Source organism: Luteolibacter arcticus, assembly GCF_025950235.1.
GTDB classification, from domain to species: domain Bacteria; phylum Verrucomicrobiota; class Verrucomicrobiia; order Verrucomicrobiales; family Akkermansiaceae; genus Haloferula; species Haloferula arctica.
Map to the genome: position 1 here is coordinate 29,494 of NZ_JAPDDT010000029.1, position 12,960 is coordinate 42,453.

At 63.1% G+C, this 12,960-nt stretch carries 12 protein-coding genes; 11 read left to right on the top strand and 1 reads right to left on the bottom strand.

Features of this window, described 5'->3' with window-relative positions; all coding sequences use genetic code 11:
* Window positions 1-116 precede the first annotated feature (116 nt).
* From OKA05_RS28655 to OKA05_RS28675, 5 genes are all read left to right on the top strand, one after another.
* On the top strand, window positions 117-2,792 hold the full coding sequence (locus OKA05_RS28655) for an MBL fold metallo-hydrolase (protein ID WP_264490660.1): 2,676 nt from the start codon (window positions 117-119) through the stop codon (window positions 2,790-2,792).
* A 102-nt stretch (window positions 2,793-2,894) separates the two neighbouring features.
* Entirely contained in the window at window positions 2,895-3,194 is a 300-nt protein-coding gene (locus OKA05_RS28660) for a hypothetical protein (protein WP_264490661.1), read from the top strand.
* A 184-nt stretch (window positions 3,195-3,378) separates the two neighbouring features.
* The gene (locus OKA05_RS28665; RefSeq protein WP_264490662.1) at window positions 3,379-3,942 is read left to right on the top strand and encodes a hypothetical protein; all 564 of its coding nucleotides are present in this window, start codon (window positions 3,379-3,381) and stop codon (window positions 3,940-3,942) included.
* A 434-nt stretch (window positions 3,943-4,376) separates the two neighbouring features.
* Window positions 4,377-4,814 (top strand): hypothetical protein, encoded by a 438-nt coding sequence (locus OKA05_RS28670; RefSeq protein ID WP_264490663.1) that lies wholly within the window; start codon window positions 4,377-4,379, stop codon window positions 4,812-4,814.
* Between the two features lie 226 nt (window positions 4,815-5,040).
* Window positions 5,041-5,613 (top strand): ankyrin repeat domain-containing protein, encoded by a 573-nt coding sequence (locus OKA05_RS28675; protein ID WP_264490664.1) that lies wholly within the window; start codon window positions 5,041-5,043, stop codon window positions 5,611-5,613.
* A gap of 764 nt (window positions 5,614-6,377) precedes the next feature.
* Here OKA05_RS28675 and OKA05_RS28680 read toward each other — a convergent pair.
* Window positions 6,378-6,923, bottom strand: a complete 546-nt coding sequence (locus OKA05_RS28680) for a GNAT family N-acetyltransferase (RefSeq protein WP_264490665.1) — start codon at window positions 6,921-6,923, stop codon at window positions 6,378-6,380.
* 494 nt (window positions 6,924-7,417) lie between these two features.
* Between OKA05_RS28680 and OKA05_RS28685 the strand changes: the two genes are divergently transcribed.
* From OKA05_RS28685 to OKA05_RS28710, 6 genes are all read left to right on the top strand, one after another.
* Window positions 7,418-7,924 (top strand): SMI1/KNR4 family protein, encoded by a 507-nt coding sequence (locus tag OKA05_RS28685; protein ID WP_264490666.1) that lies wholly within the window; start codon window positions 7,418-7,420, stop codon window positions 7,922-7,924.
* 1,045 nt (window positions 7,925-8,969) lie between these two features.
* Window positions 8,970-9,527, top strand: coding sequence for a hypothetical protein (locus OKA05_RS28690; protein ID WP_264490667.1), 558 nt, complete (start codon window positions 8,970-8,972; stop codon window positions 9,525-9,527).
* A gap of 375 nt (window positions 9,528-9,902) precedes the next feature.
* A complete protein-coding gene (locus tag OKA05_RS28695; protein WP_264490668.1) occupies window positions 9,903-10,385 on the top strand; it encodes a hypothetical protein in 483 nt (160 codons plus the stop codon).
* Between the two features lie 45 nt (window positions 10,386-10,430).
* On the top strand, window positions 10,431-10,865 hold the full coding sequence (locus OKA05_RS28700; protein WP_264490669.1) for a hypothetical protein: 435 nt from the start codon (window positions 10,431-10,433) through the stop codon (window positions 10,863-10,865).
* A 162-nt stretch (window positions 10,866-11,027) separates the two neighbouring features.
* The gene (locus tag OKA05_RS28705) at window positions 11,028-11,411 is read left to right on the top strand and encodes a hypothetical protein (RefSeq protein WP_264490670.1); all 384 of its coding nucleotides are present in this window, start codon (window positions 11,028-11,030) and stop codon (window positions 11,409-11,411) included.
* A gap of 425 nt (window positions 11,412-11,836) precedes the next feature.
* Window positions 11,837-12,298 (top strand): RidA family protein, encoded by a 462-nt coding sequence (locus OKA05_RS28710; RefSeq protein ID WP_264490671.1) that lies wholly within the window; start codon window positions 11,837-11,839, stop codon window positions 12,296-12,298.
* Window positions 12,299-12,960 lie beyond the last annotated feature (662 nt).

The following is a 12,960-nucleotide window of genomic DNA, read 5'->3' on the forward strand; positions in this document are numbered from 1 at the left end:
TCCAATCCAATTCAATCCAATCCAATTCAATTCGATTCGATTCGATTCAATCCATCCAGAGCGACGGCGGGAAATCCGTCGCGCCGCTTGATTCCCTCCCTTTCTGATCTATGAGCATGGAATTTTTCTTTTTGGACGTGGGTCCCGAGGAGTACGGGGACTGCATCCTGTGCCGGAAGGACGGCGAGCTGATCCTCATCGATGGCGGGCATCCGCGGGACTGGGAGTCACGGCAAGATGGAGCGCGCCCCGCGCTGCAGGACCAGATGGCAAAGGCGCTGGAGACGGAGCCGCCCTTTCACCTGAAGCTGCTGGTGGTGACGCATGCTCACAAGGATCATATCGGCTGCCTGCCGAGGCTGGTGAAGGACGAGATCCTGACCGCGGAGTGGGCGCTGGTGGCGGATGAGAAATACGGCTGGGGCCGCCATCGGGATACCGACGGAGCGCGCGATGGGGATGATCTGCCGGAGGGAGTGCGGGCGGTGCTGGCTGCGCTGCGGGAGGATACGGTGCCGGATCTCTCGGATCCCGCCGCGGTAGCCAGATTCCTGGCAGATGCGGTGCTGCAGGAGGACGAGTATGGCGAGATGCTGGAGAAGCTGAAGGATGACGGGACCCGCATGGTGAGGTACGGCAGGAGTCGTACTACGGAGCTGCTCGAGGCATTCAGCCACTGGGAGTTGGCCATTCTGGGACCGTCGAAGGGGCATCTGGTGGCCTGTGCGGATGCGGTTCACAAGTCGCTGTCGGATGCGGCGGCGGCGATCCGGGGGCGGGTGGAGGTGGCGGGATTCACGGATGCGGAGGCTTCGCGGGTGGATCTCTATCGCTGGCTGGTGAGCCAGGAGCCGCTGGCGGATGGGGTGAGCCTGATGGACGCGTCGAAGTCGCGGCCCGGCCACGCTCTGAACAACCAGAGCATTATTCTGTCCTTCGGCGGCGCGGGCGAGCGGGTGCTACTGGCCGGAGACATGCAATTCATCAAGCCGGGCATGCGGGCGATCAATGAGGACATGGCGGTGCTGCGGGAGAAGGTGAAAAACCACGGCAAGTATGTGCTGATCAAAACCTGCCACCACACGAGCGACAACGGAGTGGATCTGCCGTGGCTGAGGGACATGGGGTGGGATGCGCTGGTGATCCACAGCGGCGGCGAGAAGGACGATCATCCTCACGCGGGACGCCTGCGGGAGCTGAGCGATCGAGCGGCGGAGGTGCCGGACAAGTGGCTGCGCAATGACCGCAACGGGATGATCACCTGCGTGGTCGCGAATGGTGAAGTGACTGCCCACGGGGAACGCGGTTACTACGATGACTTCACGCCGAACCTGGATCACGATGCTGCGGCTGCTCCGGCAGTGGTGAACCGGCCGGAGACGGAAGCGCCGGTGAGGGTCGTGATTCCGCAGGGTCCGTCGCCCGGTCCCGGTACGGTGGCAGGCGGCGGCATGGGATTAAGACGCCCGGATCCGCCGCCGGGTGCAACGGGCTTTGTGGAGGTAAATGTGAAGGTGCCCCACCAGAAGACGCGGGTGACCGTAACGATCGATGTGGACCCGGAAGCGGATACGGAAGCCTCGAAGACGGAGGCGGCGGTGACCGGGCAGCCGCGGGATTTTAAGCAGCCCCCCGATCAGCCCGTCGAGACGATGAAGCTGGGCGGGGGGCGGAGTTTCCCGCGCTTGCTGGCGGTGACGGATCGCGCGCGCCTGGCCGCGAATGTGGGTCAGGAAGCGGCGGACCGTGCGATCCGGATGCTGCAGGGTGCGGGTCTGGATGTCCTGGGAGAACTGCCTTCCACCGGCAGCGGGTCGCTGCCGGCGAGGGAGGTGGTCCGCCAAGTGCTGGCAGAGGCGGCGGCCACCGGTGCGGACTATGTGGGCGTGCTGCTGGTGGGCGGGCATGATGTGGTGCCGCATGTGGTGGTGGATGCGCTGCCAAAGGAGCTGCGAGATCATTTCAAAGCGAATCCCCTGCCTCTCTCCCAGCAGGATCAGGATGACTTCATCGTCTGGAGTGATCATCCGTATGGCGATGTGGATGGGGCGGGTGCCAACGAGGTGCCGGTGAGCCGGGTGCCGGACGGGCATTCGGCGGATCTGCTGCTGGCCGCCCTGAGCGCGCCCGAGCGACCCGCGCCGGCGGCCGGGACCTTCGGGCTTCGGAATTTGAACAGGCCCTTCGCCGAGGGGGTCTTCAAGAAGGTGGGGGAGGGGACCTGCCTGACCTCCGCCACGACCGGGCCGGGCAGTGTGCCGGTCGAGTCCGTGGATGCGGGCCGGATCTACCTGATGCTTCACGGTGCATTTGAAGACGCCTCGGTTTTCTGGGGCGAGGAGTCGGAGGAGGACGACAGCCAGATCCCGGCATTCGACCTGCGATGTCTGCCGGAGCGGTGCGCAGGTGCGGTGGTCTTCACCGGTTGCTGTTGGGGCGCGCTCACGCTGGATCGTCCCGCCGCGTGGTCCGCCTTGCCGGGGCCGGCCAAGGTGCGGTCCAGCGAGGATTCGCTGGCGCTGGCATTCCTACGGCGCGGGGCTCGGGCATACATCGGCTGCACGGGGGTGCACTATTCACCGGATGCGGAGCCTTATGGGTTCTTGGGCGGACCGATGCATTCGGCCTTCTGGGAGGCCATGAATGAAGCACGGATGTGGCCTGCGCTGGCCCTGCACCAGGCGCGGCTCCTCTACCTGAATGGGCTGCCGCACGGGAAGACGGAACTCTCCTTCCAGGCGGCGGAGTACAAGACCTTTCACCAGTTCACTTGCCTGGGGCTGGGCTGGTAAACCCCCTTGCAATGCCACCCCGGATCACGGAGAGTATGTCAACAGGTGTCTGAGGGCGGATTGCCCGTCAGCCTATGGAATCAACCTTTTTTATCGCAAGCCATGTCCCCGGAAAAAGCCCGCGAATTGGTCGCCAAGGAGCTCCCGCACTACACCGTGGCGGAAGGTGGCACGGCGCCGCTGCGTGATGCTGCGGCACCAAAGCCGGTGATCGAGGTCATCAGTCCGAGCCTGAAGGCGCTGAAGCAACGGTATTTCTCGGACAACGCACCGATGGTCCCGCGGGTGGTGCCGGACGCCCCGGACTCCGGGATCGTGGTGGTGAAGCCCGCCGCGGGGAAGAAGGGCTCGCCTCAGGCGGTGATCTTCAGCAAGGGGAAGATCATCGGGCGGCAAGGGTGAGCGGGCGGCAATTGGTGGTGCTGCTGGTGGCGGTGATGTTTGTCGCGATGGCGAATTACATGGTGTGCTTCGTGGTGGGGTGGCTGGGGGCGTGAGGGGTGGGGATTGAGGATTGGAGATTGGCGATTGAATATTGATGATTGTGGGGGCGCGGCTAGGGTCAGGGATCGATGCTGGGACTTCCATGAGCGTGCTGGCCACGGTGATCACCCTTTGGGACTACGCGGTGATCCTGGTGCCGTTGATGGCTTGGGTGGGGGTGTTGGGATTCATCTGGCGGTGCTCGAATGCGGATGATCCGCGAGCGAGCTTGCGGAGTTGGAGGCCGGTGATTCTGCTGGTGGCGTGCGTCGCCGCGCTTCTCAGTGTACTGGCGTGGCGGAGGACGGTGCGGGTGGAGCTGAATGACAAGACGAGGATGGTCAGGGCGGAGACAAGGGCTCTGGAAAGCGCTGCGCGATTGTATTCGATTGACGAGGAATTCGAGTCCGAGTCCGAATCCGAGAGGTGGCCGGCGGGTGGCAATCGCGAGGTGATCGCGACGCTCACGAAGGCTCGCGAGGATGGGAAGGATCCTTATCTGAATCGCGCGAGGCTGAGGCTCTCGCCGGATGGGTCGGCGATCGATCCGTGGGGCCGGGCTTATCTTATGGTGGTGACGGAGGGAAAGGGGATGAGGGTGTGGTCGGCGGGGCCGGATGGTATGGGGGATACTGAGGATGATGTGCCGCGGGATCGCGGGCTCTAACAGGTGTGATCACGGGACTGCGGCAGAGAAGTGGTCTTTCGTCCCGAAGTGGACCACTCATAGGAGCCCGGCACGGAGGGCCGGTAATGAGCGGAAGAGGGTGGCATCCTGAGGGGATGCTTCATGAGGGGCAGGGATGGCGGGGCGGGAGACGCATGAGCCGTCCCTTCAGGACGGGTGGGGCAGCGCCGTTTTCCCGGCACCACGTGCCGGGCTTTTATGAGACGTCCCTTTGGGACGAAGAGGCGTGGTGTGTTTTTCGAGCGAGGAAGCGTGGTGGGTTGGGGCGAGGGAGCGTCGTCGGTGGAGGCGGGGAAGCGTGGTGGGTAGAGGCGAGGAAGCGTGGTGGGTGGAGGTGAGTGCATTGGCTTCGCCGCGGCGGGGAATCCGGGCTGGATCGGTGGGGGATTCGGGGCTAGTGGTGCGGGATGATGATGAAGCTGCTTGTGACCGGCCTGCTGGGGATTTCGGCTCTAACAGGCTTTGCGCGCGAGCTGGATGCGGCGGCGGGGGCGAAGCTGGTGGCGTGGGTGGATGCGCTGAAGGTGCCGGTGGATCCGAAGCTGCTGGGCGGGCCGCAGCCGATCGGGGACGGGGGCGATGACGAGCCGGCGATCAAGATCGACAAGGCATTCCTCGCCAGTGACAAGGCTTTCGCGGAGGGCGTGGAGGCGTCCTTGATGGGGCCTCGGGAGAAGCCGGTGGCGGTGATCTTCTATGTGCAGTCGGCGATCGGCTATCACTATGTGCCCTTCAAGGGGGTGAAGGAGATTGATCGGCCGCGGCGCTTGAGCAAGGTGGCGGACCGGCTGTATCGGATCGAGTCGAACCGCTTCACTCGGGGGGTGAAGGTGGAGAAGTTGCTGCCGTGAGGAAAGTGCCGGGTGATCGGTGATCGGTGATCAGTGAAAGGCATCGGGGATGGGCGGGAACAGTGGAACAGCCGAAGGCGCGGGCGCGGGGATGGTGGATATTGTCACCGCCAAGACGCCAAGGACGCAAAGTTTTTGAAGGTGATCGTGGAGCGCGGGGCGGTGTTGTTGGAGGGAGATGGGTCGACAACGAAATTGGCGAAATTGACGAAAGGAAAGTCAGGGGATGACGATGGCATTCGACCCGTATGACATGGATTGCGAGGAGTGGCCGCCGCTGTGGCGGGCGCTGAACGAACGGGACTTCGCGGCGGCGGCGGCGCTGATCGCGGAGGGCGCGGAGCTGGATGATCTAATCGAGCGGGATGGGAATACCTTGCTGCATGATGCGGCGCAGCTCGGGGATCTGGAGATGATGGATTTCTTCCTCGCGCATGATTGCCCGGTGACTCGGGAGCAATTCGACTATGTGGATGCGACGCCGCTGATTCGTGCGGCAGATCATGGGCAGACGGCGATGGTGATCCGGTTGCTCGAAGCGGGTGTGAATCCGAATGCGCATCACGAGGCCCGGGCGGGAAACACGGCGATCCGGGAGGCGGTGCGCGGTGGCCACACGGAGATCGTGTCGCTGCTGCTGCGGGCGGGGGCGGACCCGACCATCCCGGGATGGATGGCGATCTCGGCGGTGGATCAGGCGTGGTACGAGATCCGTGATAGCCGGGAAACGACACGGGAGATCCGGGCGATGCTGGCGGGGTATCCGAGCTTCCTGCGCGATAGGGAGGGCCGGGGCTGAGGGTGGAGGAAAGTGCCGGGTGATCGGTGATCGGTGATCAGTGATCAGTGATCAGTGAAAGGCATCGGGGATGGCGATGGAACGAACCGCGGGGGCGCAGAGGTCGCGGAGTGAGCGCGGAGGTCGGGGATAGGTAGGTGATTGAACCGCCAAGACGCGAAGGACGCGAAGTTTTTGAGGCTGATGGTGGAGCGTGCGGTGGTGTCGTTTGGGGGGAGATGGATCGACAACGAAATTGGCGAAATTGACGAAAGGAAAGGCAGGGGGAGTGCCGGGTGATCGGTGATCAGTGATCAGTGGAAAGGCATCGGGGATGGGAATGGAACGATCCGAGGAGGCGCGGAGGGATCGCGGAGGCGGGGATGGGTAAGGGGGTGAACCGCCACGAGGCGAAGTTCGCGAAGGGGAGGCGCTGGATGGTGGATGAAAGGCGGCGGTGGCGAGGTGCGGGTGATCGGTGATGGATGAAAGGCGTGGGGCCGGTGAAGAACGAACCGCGGGGGCGCGGAGGTCGCGGAGGGATCGCGGAGGTGGATGAGGAATGAGGGGTCGGAAGCGAAGCGAAGTGGTGGTGTCAGCTTGCCAGCGTGTCGGAAGGGCGGACGTTCCGCGGGGGGATGGTGCACACGGGTGCTTCCCCGCAGCAGGGCTGCTGGCTTCGAGCGGCAGCAGGGCTGCCGCAGATCGGGTCTCCGACTGCTGACTTCGCTCCGCTGCGAATGGGGAGCGAGGGTGGATGGCGGACTTGGATGGCGGCGATGGATTCAGCCGGGATCGCGAGGGCGGCCGGGTGGATGGCTGGCTCTGAGGTCGCAGGTCATGAGGATCTCATCGTAGTAGGAGCCGTGATGTTCGAAGGCTTCCCACTCGATGCCGGATTCGGTGAAGCCGGCGGAGAGGTAGAGGGCTCTGGCTGCTTGCTGGCCAGAGACGACAGTGAGATTGAGGCGGCGTAGCGAGGGATCGGATTTCGCGAGGGCGAGGGCGTGGCCGATGAGTGCGCGGCCATGGCCCCGGCCGCGGTGCGCGGGGTGGACATAGAGGCCGGCGAGGTAGGCCTTGTGGGACTCATTGCTGCCATCGTAGCGGGAGAGGCGGAGGCTGCCGATGAGGAGGCCTGTTTCTTCTTCAAAGGCGCCGAGAAAGCGGCGATCCGCGGTGGGCTCGAGCCGGCGGGCGAAGTGATCCAAGGGAAGGTTTTCTTCTTCCTCCGGCGGGGTGCCGAAGGCAGGGGGCGACTCGCGAAGTGCCTGGAGCCGTAGCTGGCGGTAGGCGAGGGCATCGGCCGGGTGAAGCAGTCGCAGGTCCATGGCGGGCGAGCCTTCATGGGGGGCGGGAGGAGACAATCTATTTCCGGGGTGGAGGGGCGACTGCGGGTGATTGGGTGGGGTGACCCGGGGCGAGGCGTTGCTTGCCGCGGGCTGAGGGATTTCGTGCGGTTGGCGCTGGGGCGGTGATTCCCGGGCCATCGCCGCATGAGGTGTTGGGGTGGGGAGACCGGTCTGTCCAAAGCGACAGTAAGGTCGCTGCTCCTTATGGGCACCGGGTGTGCGGTGCGCTATCCGGGGCGAGGCGTTGCTTGCCGCGGGCTGAGGGATTTCGCGCGGTTGGCGCTGGGGCGGTGATTCCCCGGGCCATCGACGCATGACGTCTTCTGAATGCGGTTGGCCTATCGTGTCGTGGGGGCGGGCTGGACAGGGGGAGGCGGATGGAATTGAATGGAATCAATCGTGCTCTGCTTGTGATGGGGTGGAGGACGGGAGCAGATGGGACGCGGTGGGCGAGGCTAGACGAGCGAGGATGAATGAAAGCGGACGACATCGTGCGGATCGAACGGGAGCTCGCGGTGGAGCTGCCGGCGGACTTGCGGAGATTTCTGGCGGGGACGAGGGATGATTTCGATCCGGATGAGGTGGCGGTGCTGGACGATGCGGAGGCGATGATCGAGAGGACGCTGGAGTATCGGCGCGGGTTTGCAGGAATGCCGCCGTGGCCGGAGTCATGGGTCTATCTGGGAGATGAGGCAGATGCGTGCCCGTATTGCCTGGACTGCGCGACGGGGAGGGTGGCGCAACTTCACAAGGGCGATGCGGGGCAGGAGCCGCTGGGGCAGCATGAGAGCTTCGCGGCCTACCGGCAGAACACGCGGCGCGAGATCAAGGCGGGGGCGGCGGCGATGGAGGTGCCGTCGAGGTGGCGGGATGCGGTGCGCTTTTATACGCCGGTGACGGTGGCGCTGGTGCTGATGTTCGTGGTGGTGCCGCTGTGCGCGTATGGGATCTCGGTGCTGATGGGGTGGTTTTTCAAGTGAGGGGCGAGGGACGCGGATCCAATCGAGGAGGACTGGGATGGATAAGGATGGATAGGATGGATAGGATGGATGGGATGGATGGGATGGATGGGATCGATAGGATGGGATTGAAGGAGCGGAGGGCTTCGCGGGGATTTCGATCCTGGCTATCCCAACCAAGCGCTGCTCGGGAGGATATGAACGTTGAATCAATGGAGAAGGACTGGGATGGATGGGATGTTTAAGATCGGGTGGCGGGGATTAGGTGCCTGTTCGGAGGGGCAGTCTTCATCCCCGGGAGCTGATGGAGTGAACCGCAGAGCAAGAGAGGCTCTGGATGCCACTCACTGGATTGATGGGCCCTGCGTGAGATTTGCTGATGGAATTCAACCGCAGATGACGCAGATGAACGCAGATTAAGAAGATGGGGAAACTGCGGATGGAGGCCGGGGTGTTTGGGCTGGGGTCTTCGCGGGGATTTCGATCCTGGCTATCCCAATCAGGCGCTGCTCGGGAGCATATGAACGTGGATCCAATGGAGAAGGACTGGGATGGATAGGATGGATAGGATGTTTAAGATCGGGTGGCGGGGATTAGGTGCTTCTTCGGAGGGGCGGTCTCGTCATCCCCGGTACCTGATGGAGTGAACCGCAGAGCAGTGAGGCTCTGGATGCGACTCACTGGATTGATGGGTCCTGCGTCGGGTTTGCTGATGGAATTCAACCGCAGATGACGCAGATGAACGCAGATTAAGAAGATGGGGAAACTGCGGTCGGAGGCCGGGTGTTTGGGCTGGGGGCTTTCAGGGGATTTCGATCCTGTCCATGCTGTCCATGCTATCCATGCTATCCATGCTATCCATGCTAGTCTCTCTTTTGGCGGGGCGTGTGAGGCAGGCGCGCTCGGGTGGAGTGGTGGCTGGATTTTGCTTTCCCAAGATCATCGGGAGTTGAATAGTCGGGGGGAATTCGTCCGCTCTGCGGGAGCGGGTTTGCTTGAACTCTACCCCCGATTTCGCGAGCGCATTTGAGGCGGCGCGGGATCACCCTCACTTATATCGATCATCATGGGAATCTTCTCGGGACTATTCGGCGGCGACAGGCCGGAGAAGAAGAACAAGGGGGAGGAGAGGAACGATTTCCCGCCGGTGCCGGTGCCGGCATGGGAGCCGGAGATCGAGCTGCCGCTGGAGAAGATCATCGACCGCTTCCACTACTACACGGATGGCGGGAAGGACTTCGTGGTGCTGAAGCACGGGACGTGTGTGATGGTGGACGACGGGCTGTCGGATGAGGAGGCGCGGAAGGCGGCGCTGGAGACGGTGTCGAAGGTCTTCAACTATCACCCGGACATGAACCCGCGGAACATGGACGACGGGAATATCCTGATCTTCTACAATCACCCGGCCTACAGCGTGGTGCTGGACGAGGTGACGAGGGAGCACATGGAGACGATCCGGACGAATCATCTGCAGGCGCTGGCGCGGGCGGAGGTGCTGATGACGCCGGCGGGGGAGAATCAATTCGACGAGCACCTGATGAAGGCGCTCTTCGGCCGGTGCTACTTTTTCATGGATGCGAAGCGGCCGGAGGTGGTGCGGATCGTGCGGAAGGGTGGGGGGTGAGGAGATTGGGTTATTGGGAGATTGGGAGATTGGGAGATTGGGTTATTGGGAGATTGGGGAGATTGGGGAGAAGTGCCGGGTGATCAGTGATCGGTGATCAGTGAAAGGCATCGGGGATGGGGATGGAACGAACCGCGGAGGCGCGGAGGTCGCAGAGAGAGCGCGCGGAGGTCGGGGATGGGTAGGTTTTTGAACCGCCAAGACGCGAAGTTCGCCAAGGAGGAAGGGATGTGAGGCGGGGAGGAAGCGGGGGAGAAGGAGATGTGGATCGAATCGTCGGCGGCACCGTGCAGGGTGCGGCGGATGATGTGCGGCGGTTTTCCGGGACGGAACAAGAGAGTTGAAATGCCGGTCGCAAGCCTGACAAAAGATGGCATGACGCGGGAGGATTCAGTCAGACGGTTGGAGTCGGAGGGGTTCCGCGCTTTCACGCGGGACTGGATGATGGGCGAGACCGTGGGCGTGGGCATTCCGGACGGGGTGGACGAGTCCGGGATGGAGCGCTTTTCGAAGCTGATCTACCTCTTCCCGATCACGGATGATGAATGGGGCATCTGCGCGCCGGGCCTGCTGGTGGAGACGCACTACTCACGCCGCTACAATTTGGAAATGGCCTGCGAGGTGGCGCGGAAGTTCCTGACGTGTGAGTTCCTGCCGCTGGATCCGAAGAGCGTCCTTGTCCACTGCATGCGTGGTCCGGAGGGGGACTCGCAGGTCGCGGAGCACGTGCCGACCGGAACCCGGATGTGGCTCATGCCGGTGGGCGGCAGGTTGTTCAAGAGTGCCGAGGCGATGGATGAGATGGTCTACCGGTTGGCTCTCGGAGAATGTGCCGATGACGATGGGAGAGCGGGGTGAGGTTGTTGATGGCGGGGCTGTCGGTTGGTATGATAGACGAAACCGATGAGCGAGATGACCGTGGATCCCGGGAAGCTTGAGGAGCTGCTGACGTATTGCTCGGACTTCGCCGGGCAGATGTTGCGCAGCCATGGGGAGTTCCATCCTTTCGGGGCGACGCTTTCCCCCGATGGCAAGGTGACTGCGGTGGGTGCGTGGAATGGAGAGGAGCAACCGAGAGGCCGTGAACTGGTCGAGATTCTTGTCTCCTCGATCATTGCGGCGGCGCTGGCCGCGAATGTGGATATCCCGGCGCAATACGAGGCGGAGTATCCGGACGGGATTCGCGTGAAGCTGGAGTGCGAGGGCTACGCGCGGAACATCTATCTGCCCTACCGGCTCGGGAAGCGGGGGCTGCTCGCGCGGCTGGGCGGGAAGCCGCTGGACGTGCAGTTCGGGGAGATGATTCCGGTCGAGTCCGGACCCTACTTGAGAGGGTGAGGATTTGGTAGTTTCTCTCCGTGGTCCGGAGGAGAAGGAGCCGGAGACGCAGAGATTGCGGAGGAAACGCGGGGGAGTAGTGGTGACCCGGGCCGCGCGTTGTTTTGAATGCCGTGTGTCTTTCCTGTTTCAACGGGACGATTCTGTGATCCCGTAGCGGTGATGTGGATCGTTCGTGCATCACTTCTTCTCGCGGTGGCTCTGGTGGTGAATCACCTTTTGCATGGGTGGGATTGCTGGGGGCGGCGGCCGGGCGGATGGATCTCGATGGGGCTGTATGCAGGGCAACTCGCGGTGGCGGGAATTGGCTCGGTGGTGGCGATGGAGCGGGTGAGGCGGGAAGGGTTGCCTGGGGGTAGTCGTGCCGCCTTACGGATCGCGGTGTTTGCCGCGGTGGCGGCGGTGGCCTTCTTTCTCGGCGGATGGATGGCGTTCACTTCGGCGCGTTATCAGCAGCCCTACGTGCTCCTTGCGTTCGGAGCGGCGTGGGTGAGCGGGATGGTGGCGGGAGCAGCGTGGGAATCGGCGAGGCGGCAAGTGGTCTGACCAGCTCCGGACCGGTGGAGTCTACCGCGGAGGTGCAGAGGTCGCGGGGGAATCGCGGGGGAAGTTGGTTGGTGGGGTGAAGAGTGAACCTCGAATGGACGCGAAGTTTAGGAGGCAAGAGAGGGCTCGCTCGCTTTTTAGATCTAACAGAATTAGTGATTATTGGTGTTTGTTCCGGGGTGGGTCGAGAGGTATTGCGGGCTCGATCTTATCGCGCCCCTACAGGGCGCCGTGTGTTAGGCGGGCTACCCGGGGCGACGCTGCGCTTGCCCCGGGCTGAGGGATGTCGCGCCGTTGGCGCTGGGGAGGTTGGCGCGGGATGCGTGGGTGAGGTGTTGGCTTGGGGGGATGGTGCGAGATGGGTGCTCTTTCGTGTCAGCTTTCTTGACTTGAGGGGATCCGGTGCGACTGAGGGCGACGATCTTATGAGCACTACTCGCAAGGCTATCTTTCCGGCGAAGCCGCATGCGCTCTACAGGGAGCACGGGTATTCACCTGCGATCGCTTCGGGCGATCTGTTGTTTGTTTCGGGGATGGTGGGGGCGCGGGAGGATGGGACGGCGGAGCCGGACTTGAAGGCGCAGGTGGAGCTGGCGTTCGAGAATCTGGAGGGGGTGCTGGCGGGGGCTGGCGGGAGCTTCGATGATGTGGTGGATCTGACGTTCTACATGATCGATCCGGAGGCGAGTGTGGGGCTGTTGTTGGAGGGGATGAAGAAGGCGTTTCCCCGGGAGCCGATGCCGAATGTGACGGCGGTGGGGGTGAACTGGTTGGCGGGGTTTCAGGTGGAGATCAAGGTGATCGCGCGGGTGGCGGGGATGGGGGGAAGTTGGACCGCCAAGACGCAAAGGTCGTCGAGAGAAGACATTGTGCCGGGTGATCAGTGATCGGTGATCGGTGAAAGGCATCGGGGATGGGGAGGGAACGAACCGCGGAGGCGCGGAGGTCGCGGAGGAGGTCGGGGATGGGGGGAAGTTGAACCGCCAAGACGGAGAGGGCGCGAAGGGAAGACATTGTGCCGGGTGATCAGTGATCGGTGATCAGTGATCAGTGAAAGGCATCGGGGATGGGGAGGGAACGAACCGCGGAGGCGCGGAGAGATCGCGGAGGAGGTCGGGGATGGGGGGAAGTTGAACCGCCAAGGCGCGAAGGTCGCCAAGGGAAGACATTGTGCGGGGTGATCGGTGATCAGTGATCAGTGAAAGGCATCGGGGATTTGGATGGAACGAACCGCGGAGGCGCGGAGGTCGCGGAGGAGGTCGGGGATGGGGAGTTTTTGAACCGCCAAGAGGCGAAGGTCGCCAAGGAGAGTGGAGGAACGGCGGGGTGTGGAGTGAACCGGGAATGGACGTGGAGGTTGAAAGGTGGGGAGATGGGCTTGTTTGTTTTTGGATCTAACAGACTTTGGGGTTCTGGGTGTTGGTTTCGAGGTGGGAGGCCGGTCTGTCCAAAGCGACAGTAAGGTCGCTGCTCGAATGGCACTTACTTAAGGCCGATTTCGTTGAAAATTAGAGACGGAAAGCCGGTCCTGGCAGGGTTTGAAAGTGTG

Excerpts from the sequence above, each read along its gene's own strand:
- OKA05_RS28655 (WP_264490660.1), top strand. The coding sequence starts at position 117 with ATGGAATTTTTCTTTTTGGACGTGGGTCCCGAGGAGTACGGGGACTGC.
- OKA05_RS28660 (WP_264490661.1), top strand. The coding sequence starts at position 2,895 with ATGTCCCCGGAAAAAGCCCGCGAATTGGTCGCCAAGGAGCTCCCGCAC.
- OKA05_RS28665 (WP_264490662.1), top strand. The coding sequence starts at position 3,379 with ATGAGCGTGCTGGCCACGGTGATCACCCTTTGGGACTACGCGGTGATC.
- OKA05_RS28670 (WP_264490663.1), top strand. The coding sequence starts at position 4,377 with ATGAAGCTGCTTGTGACCGGCCTGCTGGGGATTTCGGCTCTAACAGGC.
- OKA05_RS28675 (WP_264490664.1), top strand. The coding sequence starts at position 5,041 with ATGACGATGGCATTCGACCCGTATGACATGGATTGCGAGGAGTGGCCG.
- OKA05_RS28680 (WP_264490665.1), bottom strand. The coding sequence starts at position 6,923 with ATGGACCTGCGACTGCTTCACCCGGCCGATGCCCTCGCCTACCGCCAG.
- OKA05_RS28685 (WP_264490666.1), top strand. The coding sequence starts at position 7,418 with ATGAAAGCGGACGACATCGTGCGGATCGAACGGGAGCTCGCGGTGGAG.
- OKA05_RS28690 (WP_264490667.1), top strand. The coding sequence starts at position 8,970 with ATGGGAATCTTCTCGGGACTATTCGGCGGCGACAGGCCGGAGAAGAAG.
- OKA05_RS28695 (WP_264490668.1), top strand. The coding sequence starts at position 9,903 with ATGACGCGGGAGGATTCAGTCAGACGGTTGGAGTCGGAGGGGTTCCGC.
- OKA05_RS28700 (WP_264490669.1), top strand. The coding sequence starts at position 10,431 with ATGAGCGAGATGACCGTGGATCCCGGGAAGCTTGAGGAGCTGCTGACG.
- OKA05_RS28705 (WP_264490670.1), top strand. The coding sequence starts at position 11,028 with ATGTGGATCGTTCGTGCATCACTTCTTCTCGCGGTGGCTCTGGTGGTG.
- OKA05_RS28710 (WP_264490671.1), top strand. The coding sequence starts at position 11,837 with ATGAGCACTACTCGCAAGGCTATCTTTCCGGCGAAGCCGCATGCGCTC.